We start from the raw sequence: 15,609 nt of genomic DNA on the forward strand, positions 1-15,609 counted from the left end.
ACCTTATTTACCTCCACTCGATGATATTGAATCTCCGCTGCTGTTTCCTCCGCTTGAGATAAATGAATCATCACCTTTTTGTCCTTCTGGACGTTTACTTCCTCTATCGCCCGGCATATCACCACCGCTCGGAGGTTTACCCTGCGTTGCTTGAGCGGCATCCTTAATAAAAGCTGCTCCTTGTTTTACTAAATCAACAATTTTAGTTGGGCTTGCTGTTACCGCATCCATTTTTGGACCATTAGTTAAATCAGCAGCAAATTGGCTTATCGATTTAGAGAAATAATAGAAAATCACCGAAAATACCAAGACGCACAATAGCTCAGCAAGAATAGACACAACATCTTTAGCAATTGATTTTATAGGGAAAAGTATGACTAAATGTTCTTCCCAACCTTTACCAGCATAATAATTTAGCATTTTATATCCAAAGCTTTCTTGACACACCTCTGCACCGTTAGCTGGCAATCTCAGTTCAAAAGTACTAAACTTTACGTTATTTTTCTCGTAATCATATCTTAAGAACTCACAATTTTTAAATATTGCTGAATCATACATACTAATTAATAACGCTATAAAGCCTGCTACTACAGCTGGTTGTAATGCACATGACAAGGATACTTTTAACCATCCATCGAAATAACCTTTTGTACGATTAAATAACATCATAGGAACAAATATTGGCGAAACATATGTCATCACATAAATAGTAATCATGCAAACTAAATAATGCATGATAAAATATAAGAGTATAGAAAGGAATATTACTGCAAATACTAAACCACTTATAAGAATAATAACGTTTCCTGCCATAAAGAAACCAAACATAACAGTAAAAAACCTTAAAGACCCTACTGAAGTTAAAGCATCTGGACTGTTCTTATCAGGAGTTCCGAGATTTGGTATAGGTATACTGCCACTACTATTACCACCATCACCTCTTGCAAAATTAGTCAATATGTGATTTTTATCTATATTATAAAGTAAATCTAGACCAAGATAATAACCTATGCGACAATCTATAGAATCCCATAAAGCATAAAATTGATACCCACTTTGGTATTTTGAAGTATCAAATACACATAATCCTTTTGAACCCGCAGCATTAAAAATAATTTGTGCAAATTCCGGTGCTATTCCCGTTAAGAGAGGTAACCCGTATTTTAACATACCATTCTCTTGAGTTGGCTGACTGCTATTAAAATTCAGAGGACCAAGCCCTATAGCAAAATAAGTAACAAATAAAAGTTTTATTATAAAAAGGGCTATTTTATCTGGGTTTCCATATTCTTTATTAAGCACCATATTAAATGCAAAAAACATTACGTACAAAATCAATGCAGCACCAATAGCATTTTTTAAATATCCTTGAAAAGTAGGAAAAGCAGTAAGATTAGTTATTTCAGAGCTTTGACTTTGTGAACCGCAACTATTTCCTACAAAAAATATTTTATCAAGAGTTTCTTTTAAACACTGGACAGCAAGACCGGAAAAGTTAATTAATGATTGACTATAATTTGCTCCAGTATAACAACTTTGCCCTATATTACTACAGCTAGGATCATCAGGGGGAGGAGGAGGTAGAGTGTTACTTAATGCTTTACATGCCACCGGCATTGGTCCTCTTGACGTTGGCATAAGTAAACATATATCATTTTGCCATGTTTGCACTGTTAAGACTATATTTTTTAATATAGGATTTGCACCAAGATCGGGATTATTATCCTTGCTTAAATCGCTAATTTTTTTCGAATCACCTTGATTTAAAGTATACATAGTACAAGGGTCACTACTACCCTCTTTATTCTTAAAGCAAAAAGTTATACCCGGCTTGTTTGCATCACAATTCCCTCCAGGTGCTTTCATATCAATACTACGAATTATGTAACCATATGCTGTATCAGATTCTAAATATCCATCTGTAGTAGTCGGCAACGAGGCACAAGAATCTCCAAAGCCGGCAAAACTAGTTAAAGCAAAACCTTCCAAACAAACGACAATAATAATTTTTATAATATTATGTATTTTCATCGGAACCGCTATCTATTTTCTTGCTTCTATTTTCAATCGTTCCATCATTTCTCTCGGTTGCTTTATCTTTTGCTCTACCACCACCGCTACGATATAACTCTTCTGTTTCTTTCTCAAATGCTGCTCTTCTATCACGAATTTGAGCATTTCTCATCTCTTGTTTTACGTATCCTGCCTCACCTATCTTTAATTCGTGACTTTCTTGTTTGGTAAATTTTCTGTCCTTATCAAGCCCTCTGATAGTACGTGTAACTCCAAGATTTTCATCTAAATTAGGTTCCGGCTCCACCTCAGTAGTATGTTTTACTCTTGGCTCTTTTTGTTCTTCTTTCTGAGATTCAGGCACAGCTTCTTTAATTTCTTTTGTAACATTAAGCTTACTTGATAAATCTTCAAGCTTATCTTCTGCAGTACTTCTTATAACTTCTGCCACACTTACTTTCGGTGGCTCAGTTTTAATAGTAGTATCAATTTGTGTTGAAACTGTCGTTGGTTGAGACACAGGGGCTTCTATAGGTTTTCTATTGCTAAAACTAGTATCAAGCATTTCTTCAGAAGCACTACTTGGTGTTGCCGTACCGCCTACACTTTTACCAACAGAACTTAATGCAGAAGATGGAGTTGCAGCCGTACTAGACGGTTCTCTAAGACCGCCTGATGTGATAGAATCACCTCCCTCACTACCACCGCCACTACCTTTTACTAAATCACCGGCTCTTCCGCCTTTAGTGCTGAGTAAATCACCACCGCCGCCACCTTTGGTAGCGAATTGGTCAAGACTTTTGGTTGCAGCACCTGCAGCAGCAAGCCCTGCCATTACGGCTTTAAATATTGCTTGCGGTTTTATAGCAACACTGCTAAGAGCTACTCCTTCTGTCATATCTGCTGCAAAATTAGCCAGCTGGCTACTAAAATTATACATTAAATATAAGGTAAAACAGGCTGTAACTAAAGCAAGTAAAATATCTTTAATCTTCTCAAAAAGTAATTTAGGTGAAACAAAGAACATTCCAGGACCTAAAATTACTCCTGATAAAAACTGGAATTTAGAAAGGAAGCTGCTTGTACTACTATCTCCTGGTTTTGGATTACATTTAGTATCTGCATCAGCTGCCTTTGGATCACAAGTCTCGTTCGGCTTACTGCCAACTATTTGTTCTACACTGTCTTTGGCAAAGTTAAAAGCTGTTGAAATTGGATTATTTAACATATAGCCTAAGCTATTTTGACAACTCTCTGCATCTTCTTTACTATATTTTGTCCAATCATTATCAACAAAAAATACTAAAACATCCCTTTTAAAAGTTTGTCCTTGCAGAGCACCCTCTACACTATTATGAATCAATTTACTTTTATATTGGCATTTTCCGTAAAAACCAAAATCATAAACTGCAAACATAGTAATCATAAAAGTAACTACTACCATAGGCTGAAGTAAAAACGAAATCATTAGCTTAACCCAGCTATCAAAATAATTTCGTGTATAATCAAATAAAAACATCGGTACGAAAAGAGGTGCTAAAATACCCAGTATTACTATAGATACCATGCACATAACAGTGGCATTAACCATAAAGGCAGCAACTGAGATCACAAGCAACGGATAGGCAAGAGCTAGAGATACTAGCATCATATTACCAGATATTATAGCGGGTATTAGTAAGTAAATATATGGAGGGGCACTAAAGCTAAAAAAGTCAAAATTTGCAAAATTATGGCTTTTATAAGTATTCTCAACTAATAGTGTAGATAACATATCTAGCCCCAAATAATGGGCTACCCGACAATCTAAAGCATCCCATAATGCAATATATGCAACACTATTGTCATATGAAATATCCGGACCATTAAATTTACATAACCCAGATGGGGCAGCATTCATAACCCAGCTAGCTAACCCATTTATACCATTAAGTAAGAAAGGAAATGCCAATTGAATCATCCCATCCATACGATCATAAGGGGAAGTACTACCTGGCGTTATGTTCAATCCTATTGAAAAATAAGTTACAAATATTATTTTTAATATAAAGTTTATATACTCATTTTTTGGCGGAACTTGACCTGCAAGAAGTATTTTAGCACCAAAAAGCATAACATATAAAGTTAAGAAAGCCGTAACTATTCTATACATTCCTACTTGAAACTGGAATAAAGCACTAGTCTGCCTTGAAGCTGAATTAACTACTGCATTTACATCATCAAAGCTACATACATCTTCACTAATCAACAATCTTGCAATCATTTGTCTTATGCATTCTATAAGCGGAGAAGTCATAACTACCGCAGTTCTTGAAGCGTTATAAGCTTTTTGATAGCACCCCCCACCTGCTGCACTACAAGAAACTAATGCTAAAGGATCAACAGCTTTATTATTAGGGTCATCAATAAAATCTGTATCGTTTACATCCATAAAGCTATTATACATAGATTTTGGAAATGGCTCTTTTATATATTTACATCCCACCGGTACTATACCTGTAAAACCATATGTTCCGACACATATACGATCATTATCATGAACAACTTTCCAAAAAATCGGCACCCCTAAATCCCACATTATACCGCTATCTTCAGGCTTTTGGGTATATATATTATAATAATCTTCTTTCTTATTTTCCCAAACTTCCTTTATATCATCCCACGGATCACTACCAGTTAACGCAGCTTTAGCAATAGCAAGTGCTGATTCTGCAACTGCTTTTGCTCTAACTACCGTAAGTTTTGCATTACTACATAAACCAAAAGTTAATTCAAGTTTTTCAGGGTCAGGGTCAGCTCTGTTTTCACGCGTACATTGCCCTCCCGGAAATTTTGTACCAAATAATTCATTGTCATTTATTCTAAGCTTTAAGAATGTATTCATGTATAAAACAGGAGATACAAGATTCATTATAGCAAAAGTAAAAAAGGGAGCGACAATGCAAGTTTGAGAAAATTCGGTACGTAATAAATCACCGACTCCTTGTGTTTCACAAGTTAAATTTTCTAGTGTATTAACGATAGTATCAAGTGTATTATCAGCATATGATTTGCTTGTAATCCCAAAATTGAGGATAAAACTGACTACTAAAATTTTAAGTAAAGTACGAGGGAATAATTTCATGACTAGCTACTTGCCTCGTGTGTGATAAACGTCATTGCGAGGAAAAATTGAAAATTTTGACGAAGCAATCCAGTAAAAAATGCTAACTTATAGCATTTTTTATTATTTTTTTGGATTGCCACGCTCCTTACAGTCGCGTAGCTCAGACGATTTTTTAGACTTACAACAACAAGTAACCATAATCCATTAAATCTACAATGTTTTGACTGCTTCATAGAATATAGGTAACCATTTTTCCGGATCATTCCCGTATTTTTCCCTAATTTGATCGAGTAGTATAATAGTTTCCACTCTACCCGATAAAACACTAATTATATTATTCATACCGTCTAAATTTACTTTAGCAACTACTGCATCTACTCCTTGTTTTATCAAAAAGTAACGTGTTGTAGGATCGGTAGTTTTAATTAAAACATATTCTCTCTGACTTAACATAAAAGCACTACGATAAATATCGGTAGCTTTAAGGTTAGGCAGAAAGATTTGCGTAGCCGTCTGCTGAATTAACGTATCACTAATTCTACTTTTTGCTGCATCTTCTACGCTTTGAGTAGCAAATATAACAAAAGTATTTAGTTTTCTCAACACTTTTAACCAATCTTTGATTTTAGGGGCAAAGACTGGATTATCGATTAAAGCCCAAGCCTCATCAAGTACTATCATAGTTTTTTGCCCATCCAAAGAAATATTTATACGATGGAAAATATACAACAACACCGGAGCAAGACTTATTGGGTCTTTAAGTAATTCAGTCATATCAAAACCAAATACCCTAGCTTTTTGCAAATCAATATCATCTATTTCATTATCGAATACTTTAGCATGAGAACCATTTCCAACCCACATTGCAATTCTACTTGCTAGACTATCTGGTGTATCGATTCCAAGGAATGCTACCACATTACTAAGCCGTCTATCTTTTTTCTCTAGTCTAAAATTACCACTCACTGCTTGCGATAATATCTTATTATCTTGTGCTGTTATACTCTCACCATTAGAAGTTACAAGAACCCTTAACCATTCTAAAATAAACGTTCTATTTTCACTAGTATCTTCAAGCTGCAATGGATTAAAGTTACATTTTAAACCTGGATCTATAACTGTATAAACACCGTTTATAGCTCTGATAAATATTTCAGCACCACGATCTTTATCAAAAAAGAACATACGTGGTTTGAATTTTTGTGCTTCAGCACATAAGAAATTCATAAGAACAGTTTTACCGGCACCAGTCGGGCCTATGATTAAAGTATGCCCAACATCTCTTACATGGAAATTAAAATAGAACGGAGTACCTGAAGTTGTGTCGAGTACTGTGACATATTCACCCCAATGGTTATCTCGCACCTTTCCAATAGGATAGTTATGTTGAGAGGCAAAACTAGCCATATTAAGGGTATTTATAGTGGATGTACGAACTATATACTCCATATTTCCTGGAAGCTGTCCCCAATAGCTAGGCTCCATGTTAATTTTTTCTCTAACAGGCTGAATTCCTGAATTAAAAAGCTCAACAGATGCCATTGATAATATATCTTCTAAAGCTTTAATACTATTTGCAGAACATAAAAGTGATAGATGATGTTCTCCAAAACCAATATCACCACTAGTTGCCATATCAAGTGCCGTTGATATTTCAGCAATTTGTGAAGTAGCTTTATCACCTGCCTGTATCATTCTATTTTGCTGTAATTGCATTTTACCAATAGCTACGGTTCTGTTAGCAAATATAAAACTTTGAGTCATCACAAACTCAAATGGCATTTGCAAAAATCCATCAAAAATCCCTGCAGAAGTATTAGGTCCATATTCAAGAATACTTATTATTCCAGCATATTTAGTTCCAATCGAACTTCTTGCCTCAATAGTACGTGATTCAAAAAACAAGCGATGTGTTGGTAAATATTCATCAATAGTACCACGCGGTACTGCTACTGGACCTGGGGAGTCGCCACAATTAACCAAAGATGAAAGAAATTCTAGCATTTCACAATAATTACCTGTAGTAGTTTTACGAACTCCAAGAATCCTAGCCCCATAACTTATAAATGTATTAACTATTCTGTTTGACATTTCTTGGAGATTTTCTTTCATCTCTTTCATGTCATTTTCCCAAGCATTTTTATTAGATTTTTGTCTAAGCTTCTTTAAAAAATACTCAACTATAGCTGCACCACCAGTATCAGGCTTGTATAAAATACTGACATATAATTCATTAAAAAATGATCTAGCACCTGCGTGTTTTTTACGCCATTCTGCTCCGAGATATGTAATAAAATCATTTGGTACTTTTACAGTAGGATCATAGGTAAATTCCGTGTTATCAAATATTACTGCTTTACGTCTTCTGATAGTATGGAAATATACCACTATATTTCCTGATGCCATGTTTTTAAGTAAAGCATTCCGTATATTCTTTTTAATATCTAAATCTTCATCATCAGCTGTTTCAAAAGAAAAGCCGTTTATTTTAATAACTTGTAGGAGCGAATTATCTTTAGTTAAAATGGTATTACTATCCCAATGGCATTTATAAGGGATAAAATGCGAAGTAGGTCTCTCTTGTTTAGACCTCAATTCTTTAGCTGCTCTAGTTCTAAATAACTTCATTACATAACCTAATTTAACTATTTTGATTTTTGGTTCTTATGACATCATACTGTGGCTTGTACCTGTGGTATCTTAAGATAGAATCTATAACATAAGACCCCGCAATCAAGTCACGGGGTAACAATAAAATCTAGACTCTGTAGACAAACTACGAAATGACATCAAATTCAAATTCCGTATGAATTTGCCCTATAATAAAATTTATTAGGACATTGGCTAGTTCTTGACATCTTGTTTAAATATAATTCTATAAATCGTGGCTCTTTAAAGCATATAATATAGGCTATTAAATGTAGACCTGCCGCAATGAATAAAATCATAATGCCGTTATTCCAAATAAATACTATCATAGTCATGATCATATTTAACGCCGCAAATTTAATACTCACACCGAATATCATTGGTGGTCTAGTTAGTCCTACGAATAAAAGATCGGTTGCTAATGTTCCTGCCATATACTTTTCCTCTTTTATATTTTTTATTCAATAATAAACATAAACTTAAAAATTATTAATATAAATTTATATTTTTGTTTGCAAACATAGTTAATAATATTGAGTTTGGTATTTTACTATTAACAAAATGTACATTATTACCTATACTTTCAATCACCTTAATTGCTATTTTGATTAATTCTTCTTCTAAATAGTGATTACTATCATTTAGCATTGATTTTAATAAATTAGCATTTTGTATTTTCATATTATACTGAAATCCTCTAAATATCTGGGACATTTCATATGGAAATATTAGATGTTCTGCTCCTAAAGTAACAGCAATTGTTGCAGCAGTTAAATCTCTTTTGGGTATATTCCCCGCCGCTTGCGGCGTAATATGGCGGAATGAGCAAATATATACATAAAAGTCATAATGTTACGGTACTGCTGTATCACATGGTATTTCCAGCAAAATATCGCCGAGCAGTGTTTGACGTATCAGTTGATCAAGTATTACGAGAAATATGTTTAGAGATAGAAAAGAGATATCAAATAAAATTTTTAGAAATAGGGGTTGATGAAGATCATGTCCATTTTTTGGTACAATCTGTACCAACCTATAGCGTAACAAAAATAGTAACAACAATTAAAAGTGTTACAGCTCGTCAAATATTTAGACAGTGTCCACAGGTAAAGAAACAATTATGGGGTGGAGAATTTTGGACTGATGGATATTTTACGAGTACGGTAGGTAAGCATGGAAATGAGAATATGATAGGAAAATACGTAAAAAACCAAGGCAAGGAATATCAGAAACTGCATGAGGATCATCAGCTAGCTTTCTTCTAAAATACCCCGCTGCTTGCGGCGGGGATTACTTTTATTAGAATTTCTGGATTAACTATAATAGGCTCGCTCACAAAGCCAATATCTATAACATCACGATTTGCAACTCTTCTATGTGATAATTTTGATTTTCTTGCTTGTAGTAAATTCGCATCTTTCCCTGAAATACCAACCGCATAACAACCTTTATTATTAAGTTTTGTCACTATAAGTTTGTTGACATAACTTGATAATATTTCCATAATAATAGGATTATCTACGAAACTATTTTCACTTACTTCATTAAATTTTTTACTGAAACTTTTATCCAATTGTGATATTAAAGATAGATTTCCTAAATCTATATGGTCATGTATTATATAGATTTTAGCACCGCACATCTCAAGCAGCTTGATAGATTCTATAAAAGAAGCAAATAACTGCTCATTAATAATAATATTGATGGGTAACTTTAAAACTATAGCTTGATTTCTAAGCTCATTACTACATGTGATTATATCCCTAATTATAGTAATGTCGCCTAATTCAGAAATATTATCTACTTCTTTACTTTTCAAGTTTGATGCATTTTGCCAAACTAGTTTTAAGTTCTCTTGCACCTTCTTTACTCCTACTACTTACATAAATAAGATTACATGAGTAGTTTAAAGTTGCAAGAAAATTCTGTGCTTCTAGGTTAAGGTTTTTACGATCTGTAACTTTATCGGATTTTGTAAAAATAATTTGAAAATCTCGCTTATTTGCAAGTAATAACTCTGCTACTTTTTTATCGTTTTCTTTAATTCCCCTTCTTGAATCTATCAATAAGTTAACTAATTTTAGATTGTCACTCTTGCGTAAGTAATGATTAATTAATATTTCCCACTGCTCTTTAACTTGATTTGGAACTTCTGCAAAACCATAACCTGGTAGGTCAACTATTATAAGTTTATCTACAAGATTAAAGAAATTAATCTGCCTAGTACGCCCTGGGGTATTAGAAACTTTAGCAAGATTTTTATTATTGCATATAGTATTTATTAAGCTCGATTTGCCAACATTTGATTTACCAACAAAAGCAATTTGCGGTAATGCAAAATTAGGAAGTTGCTTTATATCCATAGCACCAGCTACAAATTTGGCTTGATGACGAAAAAGCTTATTATCACCTACTACTTTTTTATTAATTACTTTTTCATCAATCATAATTTTGCAACCTATATTAGTACGTCCTGTATTATCCTGTAGCAAAATTGCCTGCGTGGATCAGTTTCTCCGTCATTGCAAAAAGAAACTGTTTTGTATAACTCCATGAGATTGCCACACTCTACTTAAGTTCGCTCACAATGACGACTCTCGAGTCAGGCGGGCAAAGCCAAACCATTCTACACAACAATTTTACCACAAGGCAACAATAAAAAAAATTGAAATAAAAATATGGTAGCGGGGGCTGGATTTGAACCAACGACCTTCAGGTTATGAGCCTGACGAGCTACCGAGCTGCTCCACCCCGCAATAATAGAAAATTGATGACTTTGTTTATTAATGTTGTAAACAAAGATTGATGACATAAATGATTAGAGCAAACTAATCTCTAGCATCATAAACTACGCATATGAATAAGCGTGGCAACCTCATAAAGCAGAATTCCTGAGATTGTTTCCACCCTCTGCAATGCATTTCCTTGCAATGACAATCTTAACTAGCTTCCTTTTTTTGACTACTGAAAGAAAGACCGGAAAATCTTTTATTAAAATCACTAACGCTTTTGTTAGACTGATTTACTACATTTCCGATATCTTTATTCCATGCTGGGTGTTTTCTGAAATCAACATCCATTAAAATCTCACCTGCAGGATGAGTTGACATCGTTTCAAAAACATCACTTCCAACCTTAATTAAAAACTTTTTATAGTCTGGATGTATCCCATTTTTCATAATGATTTTGCCACCTTAGTCTGAATTATTTTTTTCTTAATAGCTTTAGCTGTAGTGGATAAAGCATCATTATTAGCTTTTAACATATATGCATCAAACCCGCCAGCTTTTTCAACTGAACTTATGCATCTAGCACTAACTGATAATCTATATTCTGCGGTTGTTATATCACTTATAAACTTAACCGATCTTAAATTAGGCTCAAAACGCCTTCTAGTTTTACGCTGTGAATGCGATACATTATTGCCATATAAAACACCCACTCCAGTGAGTTCACATTTACGAGACATAAGCTTAACCTATCAAACTTTAACTTATATAATAGATAAAAAATATAAAGTAATACTTGTATACTGTCAAGAAGTAATTACTAACATTACTTACTTAAATTCAAATAGATAAAGAGAATGAAGCCTTATCTCTTTATCTATTTTGTTCTACAAATTAATTTTTAACTTCACTAACCCTTGATTGCTTTTATATTTTTTATGGGTGTAATGATTATACAAAACTTACGCTATGTTTGGTTCTAAATATCGTAAAGATGGAGAACGCAGCTGTTGTTGCATATAGTCATCTAAAAGCCCTAACTTTATTTGGTAAACCGTTTTACCGATTGTATTTGCAGTCCTTTTGAGAAATGCCCAAACTAAAAATGCCCAACTAATATGATTACGTTGAATACGCTGTTTCCTGCATTGACAACGTTCTATCCCGTAAGTTGCTTAATTTCTCTGTGCATGCTCTCAATTACCCATCGAAAGCCGCACTCATCTTGTGCAGCTTTAGAAGATTTTTGAGTTTTGTTATTGGTAACAACATACTCAACTCTGTTGGTAGGAACAGTAAATTTAAACAAATTAACATGCTTATTTTTAGCAAAGCCTTTTATATGAATCTCTACTCCATGCCTGATCTCTTCATCTGAAAATGTCAACTCTTTTACAGCTTTATAAGGTTTAGAATCGTGCGTTTTACTAACGTTTCTATTAGCTTTAATAGGGGCATAATAATATTTCCCCAGAGAGTCAACATGTTGCATAATTTTGTGTGTAGAAATACCATGTGTCAAAAAGTACTGTTTGAAAAGGAATCTTCTTGCTATAAACAGCATTATTTAACATGTTTAATAGGTGTTCTAGTTTTGTTGCTCCATCATGATCAGGTGCAAAAATTCGATAATCTATTACCCAAAACTTATTAATATCAGGGTTATAATATACCAGACTCACTACTCCTATACCTTTAGTAACTCTACCTGTAGCTCCACTGTACTGCGATCTTGCAATTTCTATTTGCTTCGTATTCCTTTTATTTAAAACCGTATCATCAAATATTGTATATCCATTAGATGAAAAAATAACATCATTCTTGATGTGTTCCCATAACAAAGAAGGTGTATATTTTTCATTCCTTAAAAATCTATTAATAATATCATGACTACATTTCTTTGCATGTTCAGCGTAGTAGGTTAAACTATAATTCTTTTGGCTAACTATTAAAAATTGACAATAATCTGTCCTATTAATTGGTATTGCTTGCAACTTTATCCTCTTTGACATGTTTAATTATTTTTACAATAATTTATCACTTTTTTACTCATAGCGTAAGTTTTGTATATTCAAATACTACATTTATATTCTTCTTTTTTAAAAGAACATTACCTCCAATATTATAACCAAATTTAGGCTGTTTTGATATAATAATCTTCTCTTCTATTATTTGATTATTTAAAACTGCCTTAGCATTAACTTTTGTATCTTTATTATAAAAATGATTTTCTATACTCCTATACAAGCTTGGCACTAGCGTTATATCATTTAAAACCTTTATCGATTTAAATTCTACCTTACCACCTAAACTAGTCGTTAATAGACGATTTGACTTCTTTTGAATCATTAATTTTTGTACAAAATCATTTCCTTTATAACCACTACTTCTTGAATAATCGTATTTTAATCCAATATTTGGTATTAAGTATAAATCATAATTTGTACGATACTTATAATTTAATAATGCTTCAAAATTAAAGCTATTATTTTGATATTTACTAATAATATTATTAGCAGATGTAGCTTTATTTTTAATATAATTATGACCAACAGATGCTATAGCTTGCAATGAAAAGTTTTTCGGTAATTCTTTTAAACCATAAACACTTAATAAATGTCCATTAAGTGCGGTCTTAGCAAACTTCTTATTATATTTAAAATGCGACTCAATTCTTGAATAAGCTATACCTATTACGTCAGAGCTATTACTAAGTTCTGTGTCCATACCGATAGTTACACCGCTAGTGCGTCCTTGATATTTCGGTATGCTTCTCCATGCTTTTTGATTGCTTACTCCATATAAACTACTGATCCATACTCCTCTGTTTATTGCGTCCTCTTCATCACCACCAGCAATCGCAGCATTAGGCAACAACAATCTACCATGAATACCCATATGAATAGGTTTATTAGTAATAGAAGCCACTTGATTATGCAAAGTAACTTCTTCAGATATTTGCTTTTTTACAATTAAAGATTCCAGGTTTTGAGATTTTGAATTTAATAAACTTAGCTCTATTATTATATTCTCATAATCTTCTGGTGAGCATTTCTCTAAAAATGCTAGAGTATTGATCACTAAATATAGTTGGAAATAAATCGGGATGTGTTCTTATTATACTAACAAAATCTGGGACCTCTTTTAAAATTTTTAATATATCTATCAAATTTTGATCAAAAGATATTGATGCATTTTCACCATTATTATTTAAAGCAAATAATCCAGTAATTTTTTTACTTTTTAATTCATCTAATTGTTTTTTTGCATCTTCAAGCTCATTAAGTATATCTAAGTTATTAATGCAAAACTTACGCTATGTTTGGTTCTAAATATCGTAAAGATGGAGAACGCAGCTGTTGTTGCATATAGTCATCTAAAAGCCCTAACTTTATTTGGTAAACCGTTTTACCGATTGTATTTGCAGTCCTTTTGAGAAATGCCCAAACTAAAAATGCCCAACTAATATGATTACGTTGAATACGCTGTTTCCTGCATTGACAACGTTCTATCCCAGTAAGTTGCTTAATTTCTCTGTGCATGCTCTCAATTACCCATCGAAAGCCACACTCATCTTGTGCAGCTTTAGAAGATTTGTGAGTTTTGTTATTGGTAACAACATACTCAACTCTGTTGGTAGAAACAGTAAATTTAAACAAATTAACATGCTTATTTTTAGCAAAGCCTTTTATATGAATCTCTACTCCATGCCTGATCTCTTCATCTGAAAATGTCAACTCTTTTACAGCTTTATAAGGTTTAGAATCGTGCGTTTTACTAACGTTTCTATTGGCTTTAATAGGGGCATAATAATATTTCCCCAGAGAGTCAACATGTTGCATAATTTTGTGTGTAGAATACCATGTGTCAAAAAGTACTGTTTGAAAAGGAATCTTCTTGCTATAAACAGCATTATTTAACATGTTTAATAGGTGTTCTAGTTTTGTTGCTCCATCATGATCAGGTGCAAAAATTCGATAATCTATTACCCAAAACTTATTAATATCAGGGTTATAATATACCAGACTCACTACTCCTATACCTTTAGTAACTCTACCTGTAGCTCCACTGTACTGCGATCTTGCAATTTCTATTTGCTTCGTATTCCTTTTATTTAAAACCGTATCATCAAATATTGTATATCCATTAGATGAAAAAATAACATCATTCTTGATGTGTTCCCATAACAAAGAAGGTGTATATTTTTCATTCCTTAAAAATCTATTAATAACATCATGACTACATTTCTTTGCATGTTCAGCGTAGTAGGTTAAACTATAATTCTTTTGGCTAACTATTAAAAATTGACAATAATCTGTCCTATTAATTGGTATTGCTTGCAACTTTATCCTCTTTGACATGTTTAATTATTTTTACAATAATTTATCACTTTTTTACTCATAGCGTAAGTTTTGAATATTATCCAGAAAACAGAAAATAATGAACATATTTTTGCCATCAATGGTCCACCCGGTACCGGTAAAACTACTTTATTATTTGATATAATAGCCAATATTTACGTTAAACGAGCATCTAATCTTGCTAAATTTAAAACTCCCGATAAAGAAAGGGTTTAGCGGTGATAAATGTTCATTTAAAGTTATGGGACTTGAATATGAAGTAGCAGCTATAGATCCCTCGCTTCAAAATTACGAAATTGTTGTAGCTTCATCTAATAATAGTGCTGTTGAAAATATTTCTAAGGAGCTACCTCTTTATGCGAAAATAGATAAAATTTATCATGAAGAAATAAAGTTTTTTGATTGGTTAGCGAATGATGAGGATAATGATAAGAATTGGGGAATATTTACCGCAGTATTAGGTAGAAGTGCTAATCGTCAAGCTTTTATGGATAAATTTTGGAAGCCTGAATTTGCTAGCTTTAAAACTAATGAAAGTTATAAATGCAAAACAATGTTTCAATATTTAAATCTACTAAAAGGTAAGCAGGAAGCTCATACTCTGAAACATTTAATACCTGACTATTATAGCTCACCGACATTAATTAAAGAGACATGGCAAAAAGAGTGCAAATATTTTAATCAATTACATCAAGAGATTTTAGATATTAATAAAGCAATAGAAAAAATTATTAGTTTAAACAAATAAAAA

Annotated in this window: 15 protein-coding genes, 1 tRNA gene and 1 pseudogene; 3 read left to right on the forward strand and 14 right to left on the reverse strand. The window is 32.9% G+C overall.

Features of this window, described 5'->3' with window-relative positions; genetic code table 11:
• Window positions 1–3 precede the first annotated feature (3 nt).
• From AAGD55_RS03990 to AAGD55_RS04010, 5 genes are all read right to left on the reverse strand, one after another.
• Window positions 4–2,031 carry a type IV secretion system protein gene (locus AAGD55_RS03990; protein WP_341792226.1) on the reverse strand — a complete coding sequence of 676 codons (2,028 nt, stop codon included), beginning with the start codon at window positions 2,029–2,031 and terminating at the stop codon, window positions 4–6.
• Window positions 2,018–5,137 (reverse strand): type IV secretion system protein, encoded by a 3,120-nt coding sequence (locus AAGD55_RS03995; RefSeq protein WP_341792227.1) that lies wholly within the window; start codon window positions 5,135–5,137, stop codon window positions 2,018–2,020. Before AAGD55_RS03995 ends, AAGD55_RS03990 begins: the two co-directional genes overlap by 14 nt.
• 192 nt (window positions 5,138–5,329) lie before the next feature.
• Entirely contained in the window at window positions 5,330–7,747 is a 2,418-nt protein-coding gene (locus AAGD55_RS04000; RefSeq protein ID WP_341792228.1) for a VirB4 family type IV secretion/conjugal transfer ATPase, read from the reverse strand.
• Between the two features lie 167 nt (window positions 7,748–7,914).
• Complete coding sequence (locus AAGD55_RS04005; RefSeq protein WP_341792229.1) at window positions 7,915–8,202, reverse strand: type IV secretion system protein VirB3; 288 nt, start codon at window positions 8,200–8,202, stop codon at window positions 7,915–7,917.
• A gap of 55 nt (window positions 8,203–8,257) precedes the next feature.
• On the reverse strand, window positions 8,258–8,449 hold the full coding sequence (locus tag AAGD55_RS04010) for a hypothetical protein (protein ID WP_341792230.1): 192 nt from the start codon (window positions 8,447–8,449) through the stop codon (window positions 8,258–8,260).
• A gap of 140 nt (window positions 8,450–8,589) precedes the next feature.
• Here AAGD55_RS04010 and tnpA point away from each other — a divergent pair, with 140 nt between their 5' ends.
• Complete coding sequence (tnpA, locus tag AAGD55_RS04015) at window positions 8,590–9,033, forward strand: IS200/IS605 family transposase (RefSeq protein ID WP_341790826.1); 444 nt, start codon at window positions 8,590–8,592, stop codon at window positions 9,031–9,033.
• Window positions 9,034–9,065: 32 nt separating this feature from the next.
• On the opposite strand, the pseudogene AAGD55_RS04020 reads toward tnpA, so the two are convergent.
• From AAGD55_RS04020 to AAGD55_RS04060, 9 genes and pseudogenes are all read right to left on the reverse strand, one after another.
• Window positions 9,066–9,629, reverse strand: a pseudogene (locus tag AAGD55_RS04020) (acetylglutamate kinase); the annotation flags it as partial.
• Window positions 9,577–10,215, reverse strand: coding sequence for a ribosome biogenesis GTP-binding protein YihA/YsxC (gene yihA, locus AAGD55_RS04025; protein WP_341792231.1), 639 nt, complete (start codon window positions 10,213–10,215; stop codon window positions 9,577–9,579). The gene yihA and the pseudogene AAGD55_RS04020, both read right to left, overlap by 53 nt.
• Window positions 10,216–10,447: 232 nt before the next feature.
• Window positions 10,448–10,524 (reverse strand) — tRNA-Met (locus tag AAGD55_RS04030).
• A gap of 183 nt (window positions 10,525–10,707) precedes the next feature.
• Complete coding sequence (rpmE, locus tag AAGD55_RS04035) at window positions 10,708–10,947, reverse strand: 50S ribosomal protein L31 (RefSeq protein WP_341792232.1); 240 nt, start codon at window positions 10,945–10,947, stop codon at window positions 10,708–10,710.
• The gene (gene rpmB / locus AAGD55_RS04040) at window positions 10,944–11,237 is read right to left on the reverse strand and encodes a 50S ribosomal protein L28 (RefSeq protein WP_341788463.1); all 294 of its coding nucleotides are present in this window, start codon (window positions 11,235–11,237) and stop codon (window positions 10,944–10,946) included. The genes rpmE and rpmB overlap by 4 nt, the downstream gene beginning before the upstream one ends.
• Window positions 11,238–11,656: 419 nt before the next feature.
• Window positions 11,657–12,019 (reverse strand): hypothetical protein, encoded by a 363-nt coding sequence (locus tag AAGD55_RS04045; protein WP_341792233.1) that lies wholly within the window; start codon window positions 12,017–12,019, stop codon window positions 11,657–11,659.
• Window positions 11,976–12,509, reverse strand: coding sequence for a hypothetical protein (locus AAGD55_RS04050; protein WP_341792234.1), 534 nt, complete (start codon window positions 12,507–12,509; stop codon window positions 11,976–11,978). Before AAGD55_RS04050 ends, AAGD55_RS04045 begins: the two co-directional genes overlap by 44 nt.
• A 37-nt stretch (window positions 12,510–12,546) precedes the next feature.
• Complete coding sequence (locus AAGD55_RS04055; RefSeq protein WP_410526115.1) at window positions 12,547–13,578, reverse strand: autotransporter outer membrane beta-barrel domain-containing protein; 1,032 nt, start codon at window positions 13,576–13,578, stop codon at window positions 12,547–12,549.
• A 230-nt stretch (window positions 13,579–13,808) separates the two neighbouring features.
• A complete protein-coding gene (locus AAGD55_RS04060; RefSeq protein WP_341790834.1) occupies window positions 13,809–14,858 on the reverse strand; it encodes a transposase in 1,050 nt (349 codons plus the stop codon).
• A 51-nt stretch (window positions 14,859–14,909) separates the two neighbouring features.
• On the opposite strand from AAGD55_RS04060, the gene AAGD55_RS04065 reads away from it, so the two are divergent.
• Window positions 14,910–15,074: an AAA domain-containing protein gene (locus AAGD55_RS04065; protein WP_341792235.1), complete on the forward strand. Its 165-nt coding sequence runs from the start codon at window positions 14,910–14,912 to the stop codon at window positions 15,072–15,074.
• A gap of 25 nt (window positions 15,075–15,099) precedes the next feature.
• Window positions 15,100–15,606 (forward strand): hypothetical protein, encoded by a 507-nt coding sequence (locus AAGD55_RS04070; RefSeq protein ID WP_341792236.1) that lies wholly within the window; start codon window positions 15,100–15,102, stop codon window positions 15,604–15,606.
• Window positions 15,607–15,609 lie beyond the last annotated feature (3 nt).

This window comes from Rickettsia endosymbiont of Gonocerus acuteangulatus (genome assembly GCF_964026435.1).
Taxonomy (GTDB): Bacteria; Pseudomonadota; Alphaproteobacteria; order Rickettsiales; family Rickettsiaceae; genus Rickettsia.

Bases quoted from the DNA above. Each gene is read 5' to 3' on its own strand.
- AAGD55_RS04000 (WP_341792228.1), bottom strand. From the start codon at position 7,747: ATGAAGTTATTTAGAACTAGAGCAGCTAAAGAATTGAGGTCTAAACAA.
- yihA (WP_341792231.1), bottom strand. From the start codon at position 10,215: ATGATTGATGAAAAAGTAATTAATAAAAAAGTAGTAGGTGATAATAAG.
- rpmB (WP_341788463.1), bottom strand. From the start codon at position 11,237: ATGTCTCGTAAATGTGAACTCACTGGAGTGGGTGTTTTATATGGCAAT.
- rpmE (WP_341792232.1), bottom strand. From the start codon at position 10,947: ATGAAAAATGGGATACATCCAGACTATAAAAAGTTTTTAATTAAGGTT.
- AAGD55_RS03995 (WP_341792227.1), bottom strand. From the start codon at position 5,137: ATGAAATTATTCCCTCGTACTTTACTTAAAATTTTAGTAGTCAGTTTT.
- AAGD55_RS04010 (WP_341792230.1), bottom strand. From the start codon at position 8,449: ATGAAAATACAAAATGCTAATTTATTAAAATCAATGCTAAATGATAGT.
- AAGD55_RS04060 (WP_341790834.1), bottom strand. From the start codon at position 14,858: ATGTCAAAGAGGATAAAGTTGCAAGCAATACCAATTAATAGGACAGAT.
- tnpA (WP_341790826.1), top strand. From the start codon at position 8,590: ATGAGCAAATATATACATAAAAGTCATAATGTTACGGTACTGCTGTAT.
- AAGD55_RS04070 (WP_341792236.1), top strand. From the start codon at position 15,100: ATGGGACTTGAATATGAAGTAGCAGCTATAGATCCCTCGCTTCAAAAT.
- AAGD55_RS03990 (WP_341792226.1), bottom strand. From the start codon at position 2,031: ATGAAAATACATAATATTATAAAAATTATTATTGTCGTTTGTTTGGAA.
- AAGD55_RS04050 (WP_341792234.1), bottom strand. From the start codon at position 12,509: ATGTCAAAGAGGATAAAGTTGCAAGCAATACCAATTAATAGGACAGAT.
- AAGD55_RS04005 (WP_341792229.1), bottom strand. From the start codon at position 8,202: ATGGCAGGAACATTAGCAACCGATCTTTTATTCGTAGGACTAACTAGA.